Genomic DNA, 15,955 nt, shown 5'->3' with positions numbered 1-15,955 from the left:
AGATTATGAAGCGTGATCATCGTTTCGTCAACAGGTTTTTTCCTTCAGCTCGCTGCGCCGTGCGCGCCGCCAACCACCCCTGCCAACCCCGCAACCCTTGTCCCGTCTGCTTTGCAGCGGCGTTTCGTGTTGCGAGGGGGCGAATCATATGCGCCTCCCCGGGTCTTGGCAATCGTTTTGTCACATGAGTATGCGCTGCATGCCGAAGGCGCGGGAATAACCCATTGATCTATAAAGAAAACACAGCCCGCTTAACCCGTACCGGAAGGTGAATACCCGATGAAGTTACTCGGGTATTCACCTATCAAGTTTTAGCGATGCTTGAAATCGGGCGCCCTCTTCTCCACAAAAGCGGCCATCCCTTCCTTCTGGTCTTCCGTCGCAAAGGTGGAATGGAACAAACGGCGCTCCAAGTGCACGCCCTCGGAAAGGCTGGTCTCGTAGGCCGCGTTGATCGATTCCTTGATCATCACCACCACCGGCAGCGAGAAGCCGGCAATGGTCTCGGCGGCGGCCAGCGCATCGTCGAGCAGCTTGTCGGCGGCAACCACGCGCGACACGAGGCCGGCGCGTTCGGCTTCCGCCGCGTCCATCATGCGCGAAGTCAGGCACAGGTCCATGGCTTTGGCCTTGGAGACCGCGCGCGGCAGGCGTTGGGTGCCGCCGGCGCCGGGCATCGTGCCCAGCTTGACCTCGGGCTGGCCGAAGCGGGCGGAATCGGCGGCAATGATGATGTCGCACATCATCGCCAGTTCGCAGCCGCCGCCGAGCGCGTAGCCCGCCACAGCCGCGATCACCGGCTTACGGATGCGGCGGATCGTTTCCCAGTTGCGCGTGATGTAGTCGCCTTTGTACACATCCATATAGGAGTACTTGGCCATCATGCCGATATCGGCGCCCGCGGCAAAAGCGCGTTCGCTGCCGGTGATCACGATGCTGCCGATGGCTTCATCGGCGTCGAACGCGAGCAGCGCCGCGCCCAGCTCATCCATCAGGGCGTCGTTGAGCGCGTTCAGGGCCTTGGGGCGATTCAGCGTCACCAGGCCAACGCGCCCGCGCGTTTCGACCAGAATGTTCTCGTACGGCATGTGTTCTCCTCTTGGAATGGGAAGTCGGAAAGCGGAAAGTGGATCGATTCGTTACCCTGCGAGACGATACTCGCGTGCGGAAATTAGTGCTACCATTTGCCGACCGACTGGTCGGTTAATTTAAGCGGCGATCCGGATCCTCTTATATATAGAGGAGTGACCGCGTGCCGCCGGACATAGCCTCCACTGACATGGCAGGAGACGAAAGATGCCAGATACGCCCCCACAAGCCAGCCTGACTTCCGGCCCGATACTGCTCGCCTGGCATGGCCAGGTTGCGGTCATCACGCTGAACCGCCCCGACAAGCTCAATAGCTTTACCCGCGAAATGCACGCCGTGCTGCAGCAGGCACTCGACCATGTGGAGGCCGGCGGCGCCCGCGCCCTGCTGCTGACCGGTGCCGGGCGCGGCTTCTGCGCGGGGCAGGACCTGGCCGACCTGGATTTCACGCCCGGCGCCATGACCGACCTGGGTGAGTTGATCGATGTGTGGTTCAACCGGCTGGTCCGGCGCCTGCAAAAGCTGCCGCTGCCGGTGATTGCCGCCGTCAACGGCACGGCGGCCGGCGCGGGAGCCAACCTGGCGCTGGCTTGCGACATGGTGCTGGCGGCGCGCTCGGCCAGCTTCATCCAGGCCTTCGTCAAGATCGGGCTGGTGCCGGATTCTGGCGGCACCTGGCTGCTGCCCAAGCGCATCGGCATGGCCCGCGCCATGGGCCTGGCCATGACGGGCGACAAGCTCAGCGCSGACGAGGCCGAGAAGTGGGGGCTGATCTGGGAGGCAATGGACGATCCGCTGTTGCCCGAGCAGGCGCTGGCGCTGGCCACGCACCTGGCGGCCCAGCCGACGCGCGCCCTGGCCGCCATCAAGCAAGCCATGTACGTCGGCGCGAGCCAGGGGCTCGATGCCCAGCTCGACCTGGAACGCGACCTGCAGCGTGAGCTGGGTGCGTCGCACGACTATGCCGAGGGCGTGAACGCCTTCCTGGAAAAACGCGCACCGCGCTTCACCGGGCGATAGGATCGCCAATACCGCAGCGCGGCGCAGCCAACAGCCCGAACAGGAGACCAGCTTGACCCACAATCCCCAGGCCCTCGCGGAAAGCGCCGCCGCCAGCATGTACGAAGCCGACACCTGCAGCCGCTGGCTGGGCATCATCGTCGAGGCCGTGCGGCCCGGCTACGCGCGCTTGTCCATGCCGGTGCGCCGGGAGTTCCTCAACGGCCACGGCATCTGCCACGGCGGCCTGATGTTCACGCTGGCCGACTCGGCCTTTGCCTTCGCCTGCAACAGCCACAATATCAATACGGTGGCGGCAGGCTGCAGCATCGAGTTCCTCAAACCCGTGCAAGGCGGCGACGTGCTGACGGCAGAAGCCACGGAGCAGGTCCTGTCGGGCCGGCATGGCATCTACGATATCCGGGTGACCAACCGCGCCGGCGAGCCGGTGGCGATGTTCCGCGGCAAGTCCGCGCAGATCAAGGGGCATGTGGTCACCCCGCCGGACGCGGCGCAGTGATGCCTGGCCCGGACACATACAAATACAAGCAAACATAAGCCCCGCGCAGGAGACACCATGACGCGCCTGACAGATCTGCCGCTCGAGCCGATCGAGACCGCCAGCCGAGACGCATTGCAGGCGTTGCAACTGGAACGCCTGCAATGGTCGCTCAACCACGCCTATCAGAACTCGCCGGTCTACCGCCGCAAGTTCGATGCTGCCGGCGTTCACCCGAACCAGATCCGCACGCTGGCCGACCTCGCCCACTTCCCGTTCACCACCAAGCAGGACTTGCGCGATAGCTACCCATTCGGGATGTTCGCCGTGCCGCAGGACCGCGTGGCGCGCATCCATGCCTCGTCGGGCACAACCGGCAAGCCCACGGTGGTGGGCTACACCTTGAAGGACATCGACACCTGGGCCACGGTGGTGGCGCGCTCGATCCGCGCGGCCGGCGCGCGGCGCGGCGACAAGGTGCATATCAGCTACGGCTACGGGCTCTTTACCGGCGGACTCGGCGCCCACTATGGCGTGGAAAAGGCAGGGCTCACCGCGATCCCGTTCGGTGGCGGCCAGACGGAGCGGCAAGTGCAGCTGATCCAGGACTTCAAGCCGGAAGTGATCATGGTCACGCCCAGCTACATGCTGGCCATCGCCGACGAGTTCGAGCGCCAGGGCATCGACCCGACCTCCAGTTCCCTCAAGGTCGGCATCTTCGGCGCGGAACCGTGGACGCCCGAGATGCGCCTAGCCATCGAGAAGCGCATGGGCATCTCGGCGGTGGATATCTATGGGCTGTCGGAAGTCATGGGGCCGGGCGTGGCCAGCGAGTGCGCAGAGACCAAGGATGGCCCGACCATCTGGGAGGATCATTTCTACCCGGAGGTGATCGATCCCGTCACCGGCGAGGTGCTGCCCGACGGCGAATTCGGCGAGCTGGTCTTTACGTCGCTGTCCAAGGAGGCCCTGCCGATCGTCCGTTACCGGACCCGGGATCTCACGCGGCTGCTGCCCGGCAGCGCCCGCGGCGCCTTCCGCCGCATGGAGAAAGTGACTGGCCGCACCGACGACATGATGATCATCCGGGGCGTCAACGTGTTCCCCTCGCAGATCGAGGAGTTGATCCTCAAGCACGCCGAACTGGCACCGCACTACCAATGCGTGCTGACCAAGGATGCCCATCTCGATGTGCTGACCGTGCGTGTGGAATGCGCACATGGCGTAGACCCGGCGGCCACGCATCAGGCCAGTGCCCAGCTGACCTACGACATCAAGGCCTTTATCGGCGTGACCGTTGGCATCGAGATCCTGCCTAGCGGCGGTGTGGAGCGCTCGGTGGGCAAGGCGCGGCGCATCGTCGACCAGCGCCCGCGCTGAAGCGTTGAAGTAAAGAGGTAACAAGCAAGGGCCGGCCAGGAATGGCCGGCCCTTGCTTTCATGCCCTAGCTGCGCGGCATCAGCACCCACATGCGCCCGCCCTGCTTCATCCGCCCGGCGGTCTCGCCAGCTGCATCGCCAGCCCCCCAGAAGAAGTCAGCCCGCACCCCGCCCTTGATGGCGGAGCCCGTATCCTGCGCGAACATCAGGCGCTGGATCGGCTCGGACGATAGCGGCCGCGTGGTCGAGAGGAAGACCGGCACGCCGAGCGGGATGGTGGCGGGATCGACCGCGATGGAGCGCTCGGCTGTCAGCGGCACGCCCAGCGCGCCGACCGGGCCATCGTTATTAGGCGGCAGCTCGCGGAAGAACACGAAGCGCGGGTTCACGTTGAGCATTTCATCCACGCGCCCCGGGTTGGCCCGCGCCCAGGCCTTGATGCCTTGCATGGTGGCCTGCGCCGGCGTGATCTCGCCGCGGTCGAGCAGCCACTTGCCAAAGGAACGGAACGGCTGGTCGTTGGTACCGCCGAAGCCCACCCGCATGACGCTGCCGTCCTGCAGGCGGATCCGGCCGGAGCCCTGGATCTGCAGGAACGCGGCTTCCACGGGATCATCGACCCAGACCAGCTCCTGGCCGCGCAGGGCCGGGTTCTGCAGCAGTTCGCCGCGCGCCGGCAGCGCCCGGTTGCCCCATTGGGGCGGCTTGCGATACAGCGGGACCTGGTACTGTCCCTGGCGCGTGCGTGCGCCGTGCAGGATCGGCTCGTAGTAGCCGGTGATCAGCCCGCTATCGGTGCCATCGCCGTTGACCACGCGAAAGGGCTGGAAGTTGGACTCGAAGTAGGCGCGCATCGCGCCCAGGTCGCCGGCGTCGACCATCAGCCCGAGCGCACAGACACGGTTCCACTCGGCGCGCTTCTTCAGGGCCTGGCAACTGGCCTGCAGCGCCGGCCAGGCGGCGCGCATGTCGTCCTGGCTCCAGCCGCCGATCTCGCCCCAGCTGGCGGCTTGCAGCACGCCCTTCTGGGTGGAACCGGTCGGCGGCGCCACGGGCCGGGTGCCCGGGCCTTCGATGCGGGGCGGCGGGCCGCTCATGCAGCCGGCCAGCAGCGTGGCGGCGGCGGCAAGCCCGAGCCAGCCGAGCCGGCGGCCGCTGGCAGCGGGACTTGCCTGTCCCGACGAGACGCGGGAAGACGAAAAAGGAAGTCGGAAAAGGGAATGCAGGTATGCCATCTTGATTGGGTGAAAACTCAGCGTATTGCGGCCGGACGCATCTGCCGATGGCCTACAATGCCCACCGTCGCCTCCACGTAGCCCTGTCATGAGCAAGTTCTTTGAAGCCCATCCCATGCTGCTCTTCGCCCTCGAGGCCGGACTGGCGCTCTTCCTGCTGATCTTCATCGTGGTCTGGACCATGGGCACGGCCAAGAAGAACCCGCGCCCCAGCCGCGCGCCGGACGATCATCCGTCGCGCGCGGGCCATGGAGGAAATGCGGGACAAGGCACGGCGCGTACCCAACAGGATCAGGACAGCGCTTCGGGCCAATAGGTTCCGCCGCGTTCAGTACAACGTCTCAGTGCAACATGCGCGGCAGGACCAGCGCAAACTCGGGGATCGGCACCTCGAAGCGATGGCCATCCTCGGCCACGCAGAAATACTCTCCCTTCATCGAGCCCACCGGGGTCGAGATCGTGGCCCAGCTGGTGTACTCGAAATGCTCGCCCGGTTTGAGCAGGGGCTGGTGCCCGACCACGCCAAGGCCAGCCACTTCCTGGGTGCCGTTGTCGCTATCGGTGATGACCCAGTGCCGGGAGATCAGCTGCGCAGCCACCTCGCCGGTATTGTGGATCGTGATGGTGTAGGCGAAGGCATGGCGCCCGCGCTCAGGGTCGGACTGGTCGGCCAGGTACTGGGTACGTACGGCCACGGAAAACGCGTATTCGCTCATTGTCGACACATAAGAGGCGGGATCAGGGTAGCCGCATTGTGCGGCATGGCTCCGGGGGCGGCAAGCTAAGCCGCCGCAAGCTGCCTGTCCGGTGGCAGCGGCGCCCCGCGCGGGGAGGGTAAAATACCGGCTTCCCCCTTGAAGCACCCTCCTTTCGAGCCCCGCCATGAGCACGCCCACCTACCGCATCGCCCCGTCCATCCTGTCCGCCGACTTTGCCCGCCTGGGCGAGGAAGTGCGGCGCGTGACCGCGGACGGCGCCGACTGGATCCATTTCGACGTGATGGACAACCATTACGTGCCGAACCTGACCGTGGGCCCGCTGGTGTGCGAGGCGATCCGCCCCCACGTGACCGCCCCGATCGACGTGCACCTGATGGTGCGCCCGGTGGACCGCATCATTCCGGACTTCGCCAAGGCAGGCGCCAATATCATCACCTTCCACCCGGAAGCCAGCGAGCATATCGACCGCTCCCTGGCGCTGATCCGCGAACACGGCTGCCAGGCCGGCCTGGTGTTCAACCCGGCCACGCCGCTGCACCACCTGGACCACGTGATGGACCGCATCGACGTGATCCTGCTGATGTCGGTCAACCCCGGCTTCGGCGGCCAGTCCTTCATTCCCGAGACGCTCAACAAGCTGCGCGCAGCCCGCAAGCGCATCGACGCGTACGCCGAGCGCACCGGACGCCGCATCCTGCTGGAAGTGGACGGTGGCGTGAAGATCGACAACATCGCCGAAATCGCCGCGGCGGGGGCCGACACCTTTGTCGCCGGTTCCGCCGTGTTCAGCAAGCCGGACGCCGACGGCGGCTACAAGGGCGTGCTGTCGGCCATGCGCAGCGAGCTGGCCAAGGTCGGCAAGGCAGGCCAATGAGCTCGGCGCAGATGAAGCGCACCGACTGGCGCGGCATCCGCGGCGTCATCGTGGACCTGGACGGCACCATGGTGGACACTGCTGGCGACTTCCACGCGGCGGTCAATGCCATGCTGAAGGCGCTGGTCCACCTGCATCCGCAGCTTGGCAACGCCGCGCCGATGAGCAAGGAAGAGATCGTCAGCTTCGTCGGCAAGGGCTCGGAGAACCTGATCCGGCGCGTGCTGGATGCGCGCTTCTCGCCGGCCCACGCCAACGGCATGTTTGCCGATGCGCTGGCGCTGTACGACCGGGAATACCTGCGCATCAACGGTCAGTTCTCGCAGGTCTACCCCGGCGTCGCCGAAGGCCTGGCGGCCCTGAAGGCAGCTGGCCTTCGGATGGCCTGCGTGACCAACAAGCCGCATAGCTTCACCGAGCCGCTGCTGGCCAAGACCGGCCTGGGCCGGTTCTTCGAGCTGATCTACGGCGGCGACGCCTTCGCCCTGCGCAAGCCAGATCCCCTGCCCCTGCTCAAGGTAGCCGAGGCATTCCGCCTGGAGCCGGCCGAAATGGCCGCGATCGGCGACTCGGAGAACGATGCGCAGGCGGCCCGCGCCGCGGGCATGGGAGTGCTGCTTGTGCCCTACGGCTACAACCACGGCAATCCTGTACAAGGCGTTGACGCCGATGGTATAGTCGATTCCATTGTTCGCGTTGCCGAGCTGTTGGCGGCACACCGGGCATGATCCCGGCGGCTGCAAGGCCGCCGAAGCCAAAGCACCACCCGACATCCAAACCATAAATCGCTGAACACGATTTCATGTTTCTGAACCGCAAACGCATCTCTTCTGGCAGTGATCGGCAGGCCTGGCCCTGGCGTCGCTGGCGCGCCTCCCAACAGGCGTAAAGTGCGTTCGCGAGTCTCCTGACCGCCCCTTTCCCGCATCCCCGCGATGCATTTGCACCAGGATGGGGCCGGCCAGACCGGCAGGTTGCCGGACCTTCTCTGATTTTCCAGCCGACCGACATCCAGCCCTTGTGCCGGTGTCATCCGAACGCGCTGCACGCCCACCCCGGCCGTGCGTGGATACTCGTCCGCGCCATGGTCTCTCCGGGGCGGGTCTGACGACCTTCCAGCCCCAAGTTGCCGACATCGCGACGTGCGCCATACTGCAATGACAGGCGCCGCCGCACAAGAGGATCGACATGACCGAACTGGAATTCAAATCGCTGGCCGAGCAGGGTTACAACCGTATCCCCCTGATCACCGAAGCCTTCGCCGACCTGGAAACGCCGCTGTCGTTGTACCTGAAGCTGGCGCAATCGCAAACGCGCGGGGTGAACACCTTCTTGCTGGAATCCGTGGTGGGCGGCGAGCGCTTTGGACGCTACTCGTTCATCGGCCTGCACGCCCGTACGCTGCTGCGCGCCTCGGGCATGCGCACCGAAGTGGTCACGGATGGCCGCGTGGTGGAAACCCACGAAGGCAACCCGCTCGACTTCATCGCCGACTTCGAGAAGCGCTTCAAGGTGGCGTTGCGCCCCGGCCTGCCGCGCTTTTGCGGCGGCCTGGCCGGCTACTTCGGCTACGACGCGGTGCGTTATATCGAGAAGAAGCTCGCCAACACGCAAAAGCCGGACGACCTGAACCTGCCCGACATCCAGCTGCTGCTGTGCGAAGAGCTGGCCGTCATCGACAACCTGTCCGGCAAGCTCTACCTGATCGTCTACGCTGACCCGACCACGCCGGAAGCCTACGCCCGCGCCCGCCAGCGCCTGCGCGAGCTGCGCATGAAGCTGCGCCAGCCGGTGGACGTGCCCATCACCAGCCCCTCCGTGCAAACCGACGTCTACCGCGAATTCGAGAAGGCCGACTACCTCGCCGCCGTGCACAAGGCCAAGGAATACATCATGGCTGGCGACATGATGCAGGTGCAGATCGGCCAGCGCCTGGTCAAGCCGTACCGCGACTCCCCGCTGACCCTGTACCGCGCGCTGCGCTCGCTGAACCCGTCGCCTTACATGTACTTCTACAACTTCGGCGACTTCCAGATCGTGGGGGCCTCGCCCGAGATCCTGGTGCGCCAGGAAACCCGCCGCGTGGGCAGCAACGGCGACCAGCGCGAGGATCACATTGTCACCATCCGCCCGCTGGCCGGTACCCGTCCGCGCGGCAACACGCCGGAGAAGGACGCGCAACTGGCCACCGAGCTGCTCAACGATCCCAAGGAAATCGCCGAGCACGTGATGCTGATCGACCTGGCGCGCAACGACATCGGCCGCATCGCCGAGATCGGCTCGGTCAAGGTCACCGACCAGATGGTGATCGAGAAATACTCTCACGTGCAGCACATCGTCAGCTCGGTGGAAGGCACGCTCAAACCCGGCATGAGCAACCTCGACGTGCTGCGCGCCACCTTCCCGGCCGGCACGCTGTCGGGCGCGCCCAAGGTGCACGCGATGGAGATCATCGACGAGCTGGAGCCGCGCAAGCGCGGCATCTACGGCGGCGCGGTGGGCTACCTGTCCTTCGGCGGCGAGATGGACCTGGCCATTGCGATCCGCACCGGCATCGTCAAGGACGGCAATCTCTATGTGCAGGCCGCCGCCGGCATCGTTGCAGACTCGGACCCCGAAGCCGAATGGAGGGAAACCGAAGCCAAGGCGCGTGCCGTGATCCGCGCCGCCGAGCAGGTCCAGGACGGCCTGGACTCGGATATCTAAGGTAAAGGGAACAGGGGAACCGCCATGCTGCTGATGATCGACAACTACGATTCGTTTACTTACAACATCGTCCAATATTTCGGCGAACTCGGCGCCGACGTGCGCACCTATCGCAACGACGAAATCACGCTGGAAGAGATCGAGGCGCTCAAGCCTGACCATATCTGCGTCTCGCCCGGCCCGTGCAGCCCGCGTGAAGCCGGCATTTCGGTGGCGGTGCTGCAGCACTTTGCCGGCCGCATCCCGATGCTGGGCGTGTGCCTGGGCCACCAGGCCATTGGCGAAGCCTTCGGCGGCAAGGTGATCCGCGCCAAGCAGGTCATGCACGGCAAGGTCAGCCGCATCGAGACCACGCAGGAAGGCGTGTTCGCCGGCCTGCCCAAGCACTTCGACGTGACGCGCTATCATTCTCTGGCGATCGAGCGCGAGACCTTGCCGGATTGCCTGGAAGTGACGGCCTGGACACCGGATGGCGAAATCATGGGCGTGCGCCACAAGACGCTCGCCATCGAGGGGGTGCAGTTCCACCCCGAGTCCATCTTGTCCGAGCATGGCCATGCCCTGCTGGCCAACTTCGTCAAGGCGCCCCGATGAGACTGCTCGATACGCCTAATGCGCCCGTCCCTGGCGCGGCCCACACCAACGCAAAGACCGAGACCGCCATGTCCATCACGCCCCAGGAAGCCCTCACCCGCTGCATCGAACACCGCGAGATCTTCCATGACGAGATGCTGCACCTGATGCGGCAGATCATGCAGGGCCAGATGTCGCCGGTGATGGCCGCGGCCATCCTGACTGGCCTGCGGGTCAAGAAGGAGACCATCGGCGAGATCTCGGCGGCGGCGCAGGTGATGCGCGAGTTCGCCAACAAGGTGCCCGTCAAGGACCGCGAGAACTTCGTCGACATCGTCGGCACCGGCGGCGACGGCTCGCACACGTTCAATATTTCCACCGCGTCGATGTTCGTGGCGTCCGCCGCCGGCGCGCGCATTGCCAAGCACGGCAACCGTGGCGTGAGCTCCAAGTCGGGCAGCGCCGACGTGCTGGAGGCGCTGGGCGTGAACATCATGCTGACGCCGGAGCAGGTCGGGCACTGCATCGAGCAGACCGGCATCGGCTTCATGTTCGCCCCTACCCATCACCCGGCCATGAAGAACGTCGCCCCGATCCGCAAGGAAATGGGCGTGCGCACCATCTTCAATATCCTGGGCCCGCTGACCAACCCGGCCGACGCGCCCAATATCCTGATGGGCGTATTCCACCCCGACCTGGTCGGCATCCAGGTACGCGTGATGCAGCGCCTGGGCGCGCGCCATGCGCTGGTGGTCTACGGCAAGGACGGCATGGATGAGGTCTCGCTGGGCGCCGCCACGCTGGTGGGCGAACTCAAGGACGGCGAAGTGCGTGAGTACGAAGTCCACCCTGAGGATTTCGGCCTGCAGATGATCTCTAACCGCGGCTTGAAGGTGGCCGATGCCACCGAGTCCAAGGAAATGCTGCTGGAAGCGCTCACCGATGTGCCCGGCACCCCGCGCGAGATCGTCACGCTCAACGCCGGCACGGCGCTGTACGCGGCCAATGTGGCCAGCTCGATCGAGGACGGCATCCAGCGCGCGCGCGAGGCCATCGCCAGCGGCGCGGCGCGCGAGAAGCTCGACCAGTTCGTGCGCGCCACGCAGCAGTTCAAGTAAGCCAGAGCCATCCAGCCCCGCGAGAGAATTACCGCATGTCCGATATCCTGCAGAAAATCCTGGCCGTGAAGGCCGACGAAGTGAACGCGGCGCGCAAGAAGCGCGACCTGCCCAGCCTGCGCGCCGAGGCCGAGAGCCTGCGCGCCGAGCCGGGCCTGGCGCCGCGCGGCTTCGAACGCGCGCTGCGCGAGAAGATCGCCGCCGGCAACGCCGGCGTGATCGCCGAGGTGAAGAAGGCCTCGCCCTCCAAGGGCGTGCTGCGCGCGAACTTCGTGCCGGAGGCCATTGCCGAGAGCTACGCCACGCATGGCGCGGCCTGCCTTTCCGTGCTGACGGACGTGAACTTCTTCCAGGGCCACGCCGAATTCCTCAAGCGCGCCCGCGGCGCCTGCCCGTTGCCGTCCTTGCGCAAGGACTTCATGATCGACCTGTACCAGGTCTATGAAGCGCGCTGCTGGGGCGCCGACGCCATCCTGCTGATCGTGTCCGCGCTGGACCCGGGCCTGATGGCCGAACTGGAAGCCTGCGCGCATGAGCTGGGCATGGACGTGCTGGTGGAAGTGCACGGCGGCGAAGAGCTCGACGCCGCGCTGCGCCTGAAAACGCCGCTGCTGGGCGTGAACAACCGCAACCTGCGGACCTTCGAGGTGTCGCTCGACAACACGCTGGACCTGCTGCCGCGCATCCCCGACGACCGCCTGGTGGTGACCGAATCCGGCATCATCGGCCCGGACGACGTGCACCGCATGCGTGACGCCAATGTGCACGCCTTCCTGGTGGGCGAGGCCTTCATGCGCGCGCCCGACCCGGGTGTCGAGCTGGCCCGCCTGTTCGCCTGAGCGGGAAACAGAAAACCACTATGGCCCAGGAAATCGAACTCAAGCTGGCGGTGCCGGACGGTGCCATGCCGGCGCTGGCGGCCTGGCTGGACGCACAGGGACAGGCGCGCGGCGAGCACACGCTGCTCAACGTCTACCTTGACACGCCCGCGCGCGACCTCGCCAGCGCACGCGCCGCCCTGCGGCTGCGCCGCCGCGGCGAGCAATGGCTGCAGACGCTGAAGACCGCCGGCAAGAGCGAAGCCGGGCTGGCCGCCCGCCACGAGTGGGAAACCAGGGTGGCGGCCGAAGCCATCGAGCTGGACGCCTTCCCGCCCGAGGCGCGCGCCCTGCTGGCGCCACTGGCCGCCACCCTGGCACCGGTATTCCGCACCGATTTCGCGCGGCGCACCTGGCTGGTAGAACAGGACGGGGTGCGCATCGAGGCCGCGCTCGACGTCGGGACGATTTCAGCGCCGGGAAGCGCCGCGCGGGAGACGATCCAGGAACTGGAGCTCGAGTGGCTGCCTGGCGCCGCCGGCCAGGCTCCCACGCAAGCACAGGCCGAAGCCGCGCTGCGTGCGCTGGCGCTGCGCCTGCAGCACGTTGCGCCCCTCAAGCCGTCCGACCAGAGCAAGGCCGCGCGCGGCTATCGGCTCGCCGCCGGTGCCGGCCGCGCCTGAGCTGGCACGCCTGCGCCCTCTCGCCCCTCCAAAAAAACCAGGTACTCCTCCAGCATGACCAAGCACAACAGCGCACAGGCCGACCTGTTCGCAGCCCCGGCCACTGCCGCAGCCGAAACCGAAAACGCCACCGTGCCTGCCCCGGCCGCCGCCAGCCTGTCGGAGCAAGCCGCCGCGCTGCCTGCGGCCTGGCGCGCATTGCTGGCTCCCTGCATGAACACCGCCGGCTGGCAGGAGCTGGCCGCCTTCGTCGACGGCGAGCGCGCCAGCGGCAAGCCGGTCTTTCCGCATGACGTGTTCCACGCCTTGCATCTGACACCGCCCGAGACCGTCAAGGTGGTCATCCTTGGCCAGGACCCGTATCACGGCACCGGCGTGGTCAACGGCAGCGAGATTCCGCAGGCGCATGGCCTGGCCTTCTCGGTGCCGGACGGCGTGCGCGTGCCGCCCAGCCTGCGCAACATCTTCAAGGAAATCGCCGCGGAGTATGAAGGCGGCGCCGTGCCGGCCTCCGGCAATCTCGAAGGCTGGGCGCGCCAGGGCGTGCTGCTGCTCAACACCGTGCTGACAGTGGAGCAAGGCCAGGCCGCCAGCCACGCCAGGCGCGGCTGGGAAGCGGTGACCGACTGCCTGATCCAGGCCTTGTCCGCCGCGCGCCCGCACCTTGTCTTCCTGTTGTGGGGCAGCCACGCGCAAGCCAAGAAGCCCTTGCTGGCCGGCACGCATTGCGTGCTGGAAGCGCCGCATCCGTCACCGCTGTCGGCACACAGGGGGTTCCTGGGCTGCGGGCACTTCCGGCTGGCCAACGATTGGCTGCAACAGCACGGCGCCGCGCCGGTGGACTGGCGCGCCACCTGAGCCGCCGGGCGGACAGCCGCCTGCCTGCCGGGCACGTCTCAAGCGGTCGGCAGGCAGTCGAAATCCTCGAACTCACCCGCGCCGGGCAACGCCACTAGCGCGTTGACCTGCGCGTCCGGCGGCCCGCGCCGCATCCAGTTGCAAAGGGCCTCCAGCCGATCCGGCGGCCCATAGGCCATGACCTCGACCGAGCCATCGTGCCGGTTGCGCACCCAGCCGTTGATGCCGAGCGCCCCGGCCTGCCCCGCGCAGGCCACGCGATAGCCCACGCCCTGCACCCGCCCCTTGACCACGATGTGCCATGTTTCCATCTGGCTTCCCCTTGCCGCGCGCGAGCGCTGAAACATCCGTTGAAACGGTTACGACACGCATAACAGGTAAACTAGACCGCCATGCAAAGCGTTACCAGTAAGGGCAGGCCAATGCAGGTAACGTCCGCAGCACAACGACGCGCAAGGCGCGCCCTGTCGACAACCCGAAAACCCTGTTCATGACCTGAGCCAGCGCAGCGCAAGGCGCCCACGCCCTGGCTGGCACCACCGATCCGATCCATCCAGGCCCCCGGACCGCCCGGCCCCACCCGGCCCATACGGCAACCGCAGCCAACGTTTCCACTGCCAAGATAATGCAGCAAGCCGAACACGACCAGGCCAGCTCGGTCACTTCCCGTGGCTACGCCAGCCAGCTGCTGACCGCGCCACCGAACCGCTTCGACCTGGCGCTGCTGCCCATCATCCTGGCGGTGATCGTGCTGGTGGCCTTTGCCGCCCGCCAGATGAACGTGCCCTACCAGCCCGGCGAGCCGCTGGAGGTGCACCTGGACATCGCCTACCTGCCCTACTACCTCATGCGCACCAGCATCCGCATGATGATTGCGCTGGGCGCCTCGCTGCTGTTCTCCTTCGCCTTCGCAGCGCTCGCTTCCAAGAACCGCACCGCCGAAAAAGTGATGGTACCGGCGCTGGACATCCTGCAGTCGATCCCGGTGCTAGGCTTCCTGTCGATCACCGTGACCGGCTTCATCGCGCTGTTCCCCGGGAGCCTGGTCGGGGTGGAATGCGCTGCCATCTTCGCCATCTTCACCTCGCAGGCCTGGAACATGGCGTTCAGCCTGTACCAGTCGATCCGCACCATCCCGACCGACCTGGTGGAAGCGGCAGCCATGTTCCGGCTCTCGCCGTGGCAGAAGTTCTGGCGCCTCGAAGTGCCTTTCGCCATGCCGGGCCTGCTGTGGAACATGATGATGTCGATGTCCGGCGGCTGGTTCTTCGTGGTGGCGTCGGAAGCCATCTCGGTGTCTGGCAACGACATCCGGCTGCCGGGTATCGGCTCCTATATCTCGCTGGCGATCCAGCAGCAGAACCTGGCGGCGATCGGCTGGGCCATCCTGGCCATGCTGATCGGCATCATCCTCTATGACCAGTTGCTGTTCCGGCCGTTGATTGCCTGGGCCGACCGCTTCCGCTTCGAGACCATGGCGCAGGAGACCGAGCCGCAATCTTGGCTGCTCAACCTGCTGCGCCGCTCCGAATGGGTACGCGTGCTGCTGGGCCGCACGGCGGCGCTGGCCGAGCGCACGCTGGCATGGGGATCCGGGCGCAAGGCGGTGGCGCCGAAGGCCAACGATGGCCGGCGCGCCATATGGATCGAGCGCGCCGGCAACGTCATCATCATCCTGATTGCCATGCTGGCGCTATATCGCGTGATGCACTTCGTGCGCACCGAGGTGGGCTGGGCCGAAGTGGGCCATGTGCTGTGGCTGGGCACGCTGACCATGGTGCGGGTGATCGTGCTGATCGCGCTGGCCGCGGTGATCTGGGTACCGATTGGCATCCGCATCGGCCTGAACCCCAGCGTGGCGCGTATCGCCCAGCCGGTGGCGCAGTTCCTGGCCGCCTTCCCGGCCAACCTGATGTTCCCGCTGGTGGTGATGCTGATCGTGCGCTTCGGGCTGAACCCGGAGATCTGGCTCAGCCCGCTGATGATTTTCGGCACGCAGTGGTACATCCTGTTCAATGTGATCGCCGGTGCTTCCGGCATCCCCACCGAACTCAAGCTGGCCGCGCGCAACTTTGGCCTGCGCGGCTGGCTGCTCTGGAAGCGCTTTCTGGTCCCGGCGGTGTTTCCCAGCCTGCTGACCGGCCTGGTGACCGCGGCCGGCGGCTCGTGGAATGCGAGTATCGTGTCCGAATACGTCACCTGGGGCGACCGCACGCTGGTCGCCACCGGGCTGGGCAGCTATATCGCGGAGATGACCTCCAAGGGCGACTTCCCCCGCATCGCGCTGGGCATCGGCGTGATGGCGGTGTTCGTGGTGGGCTTCAACCGCCTGCTGTGGAACCGCCTCTACCTGCTGGCGCAGGAACGCACGCGTCTTTGAGCCGCCCTACGCCCGCACCCAATA

At 66.3% G+C, this 15,955-nt stretch carries 17 protein-coding genes; 13 read left to right on the top strand and 4 right to left on the bottom strand.

Annotation, left to right across the window (positions count from 1 at the left end):
* Nucleotides 1-311: 311 nt before the first annotated feature.
* A complete protein-coding gene (locus AC1DQR_RS37275) occupies nucleotides 312-1,088 on the bottom strand; it encodes an enoyl-CoA hydratase (RefSeq protein WP_477134855.1) in 777 nt (258 codons plus the stop codon).
* Between the two features lie 208 nt (nucleotides 1,089-1,296).
* Here AC1DQR_RS37275 and paaG point away from each other — a divergent pair, with 208 nt between their 5' ends.
* From paaG to paaK, 3 genes are read left to right on the top strand one after another with little or no spacing between them, the layout of a single operon-like run.
* On the top strand, nucleotides 1,297-2,109 hold the full coding sequence (gene paaG / locus AC1DQR_RS37270; protein ID WP_477134854.1) for a 2-(1,2-epoxy-1,2-dihydrophenyl)acetyl-CoA isomerase PaaG: 813 nt from the start codon (nucleotides 1,297-1,299) through the stop codon (nucleotides 2,107-2,109).
* 52 nt (nucleotides 2,110-2,161) lie between these two features.
* On the top strand, nucleotides 2,162-2,608 hold the full coding sequence (gene paaI / locus AC1DQR_RS37265; protein WP_416049769.1) for a hydroxyphenylacetyl-CoA thioesterase PaaI: 447 nt from the start codon (nucleotides 2,162-2,164) through the stop codon (nucleotides 2,606-2,608).
* A gap of 57 nt (nucleotides 2,609-2,665) precedes the next feature.
* The gene (gene paaK, locus AC1DQR_RS37260) at nucleotides 2,666-3,967 is read left to right on the top strand and encodes a phenylacetate--CoA ligase PaaK (protein ID WP_477134853.1); all 1,302 of its coding nucleotides are present in this window, start codon (nucleotides 2,666-2,668) and stop codon (nucleotides 3,965-3,967) included.
* Nucleotides 3,968-4,032: 65 nt separating this feature from the next.
* On the opposite strand, the gene mltA is transcribed toward paaK, so the two are convergent.
* Nucleotides 4,033-5,202: a murein transglycosylase A gene (gene mltA / locus AC1DQR_RS37255; RefSeq protein ID WP_477134852.1), complete on the bottom strand. Its 1,170-nt coding sequence runs from the start codon at nucleotides 5,200-5,202 to the stop codon at nucleotides 4,033-4,035.
* Nucleotides 5,203-5,290: 88 nt separating this feature from the next.
* Between mltA and AC1DQR_RS37250 the strand changes: the two genes are divergently transcribed.
* Entirely contained in the window at nucleotides 5,291-5,518 is a 228-nt protein-coding gene (locus AC1DQR_RS37250) for a hypothetical protein (RefSeq protein WP_043349921.1), read from the top strand.
* Between the two features lie 25 nt (nucleotides 5,519-5,543).
* Here AC1DQR_RS37250 and apaG read toward each other — a convergent pair whose 3' ends face one another.
* The gene (apaG, locus tag AC1DQR_RS37245; RefSeq protein WP_006162582.1) at nucleotides 5,544-5,918 is read right to left on the bottom strand and encodes a Co2+/Mg2+ efflux protein ApaG; all 375 of its coding nucleotides are present in this window, start codon (nucleotides 5,916-5,918) and stop codon (nucleotides 5,544-5,546) included.
* Nucleotides 5,919-6,084: 166 nt separating this feature from the next.
* Here apaG and rpe point away from each other — a divergent pair, with 166 nt between their 5' ends.
* The 8 genes from rpe (at nucleotide 6,085) to AC1DQR_RS37205 (ending at nucleotide 13,551) form a co-directional block, all read left to right on the top strand.
* Entirely contained in the window at nucleotides 6,085-6,795 is a 711-nt protein-coding gene (rpe, locus tag AC1DQR_RS37240) for a ribulose-phosphate 3-epimerase (protein WP_006162583.1), read from the top strand.
* Entirely contained in the window at nucleotides 6,792-7,523 is a 732-nt protein-coding gene (gene gph, locus AC1DQR_RS37235) for a phosphoglycolate phosphatase (protein WP_477134851.1), read from the top strand. Before rpe ends, gph begins: the two co-directional genes overlap by 4 nt.
* Before the next feature lie 460 nt (nucleotides 7,524-7,983).
* Nucleotides 7,984-9,501 (top strand): anthranilate synthase component I, encoded by a 1,518-nt coding sequence (gene trpE, locus AC1DQR_RS37230; RefSeq protein ID WP_150985644.1) that lies wholly within the window; start codon nucleotides 7,984-7,986, stop codon nucleotides 9,499-9,501.
* Between the two features lie 24 nt (nucleotides 9,502-9,525).
* Nucleotides 9,526-10,095, top strand: coding sequence for an aminodeoxychorismate/anthranilate synthase component II (locus AC1DQR_RS37225; protein ID WP_006162587.1), 570 nt, complete (start codon nucleotides 9,526-9,528; stop codon nucleotides 10,093-10,095).
* Between the two features lie 68 nt (nucleotides 10,096-10,163).
* Nucleotides 10,164-11,192 (top strand): anthranilate phosphoribosyltransferase, encoded by a 1,029-nt coding sequence (trpD, locus tag AC1DQR_RS37220; RefSeq protein WP_006162588.1) that lies wholly within the window; start codon nucleotides 10,164-10,166, stop codon nucleotides 11,190-11,192.
* A gap of 35 nt (nucleotides 11,193-11,227) precedes the next feature.
* Nucleotides 11,228-12,031, top strand: a complete 804-nt coding sequence (gene trpC / locus AC1DQR_RS37215) for an indole-3-glycerol phosphate synthase TrpC (RefSeq protein ID WP_416049774.1) — start codon at nucleotides 11,228-11,230, stop codon at nucleotides 12,029-12,031.
* 20 nt (nucleotides 12,032-12,051) lie between these two features.
* Nucleotides 12,052-12,693, top strand: a complete 642-nt coding sequence (locus tag AC1DQR_RS37210) for a CYTH domain-containing protein (protein WP_416049775.1) — start codon at nucleotides 12,052-12,054, stop codon at nucleotides 12,691-12,693.
* Nucleotides 12,694-12,747: 54 nt separating this feature from the next.
* On the top strand, nucleotides 12,748-13,551 hold the full coding sequence (locus AC1DQR_RS37205) for a uracil-DNA glycosylase (RefSeq protein WP_416049776.1): 804 nt from the start codon (nucleotides 12,748-12,750) through the stop codon (nucleotides 13,549-13,551).
* A gap of 38 nt (nucleotides 13,552-13,589) precedes the next feature.
* Here AC1DQR_RS37205 and AC1DQR_RS37200 read toward each other — a convergent pair whose 3' ends face one another.
* Nucleotides 13,590-13,862: an acylphosphatase gene (locus AC1DQR_RS37200; protein ID WP_174428369.1), complete on the bottom strand. Its 273-nt coding sequence runs from the start codon at nucleotides 13,860-13,862 to the stop codon at nucleotides 13,590-13,592.
* A 314-nt stretch (nucleotides 13,863-14,176) separates the two neighbouring features.
* Between AC1DQR_RS37200 and AC1DQR_RS37195 the strand changes: the two genes are divergently transcribed.
* On the top strand, nucleotides 14,177-15,931 hold the full coding sequence (locus tag AC1DQR_RS37195; protein ID WP_416049777.1) for an ABC transporter permease: 1,755 nt from the start codon (nucleotides 14,177-14,179) through the stop codon (nucleotides 15,929-15,931).
* Nucleotides 15,932-15,955: the final 24 nt, after the last annotated feature.

The sequence above is a fragment of the Cupriavidus sp. 05L411 genome, assembly GCF_056398045.1.
Note: the sequence above shows the minus strand (reverse complement) of the source record. Positions and strands in the feature narration are given on the sequence as shown.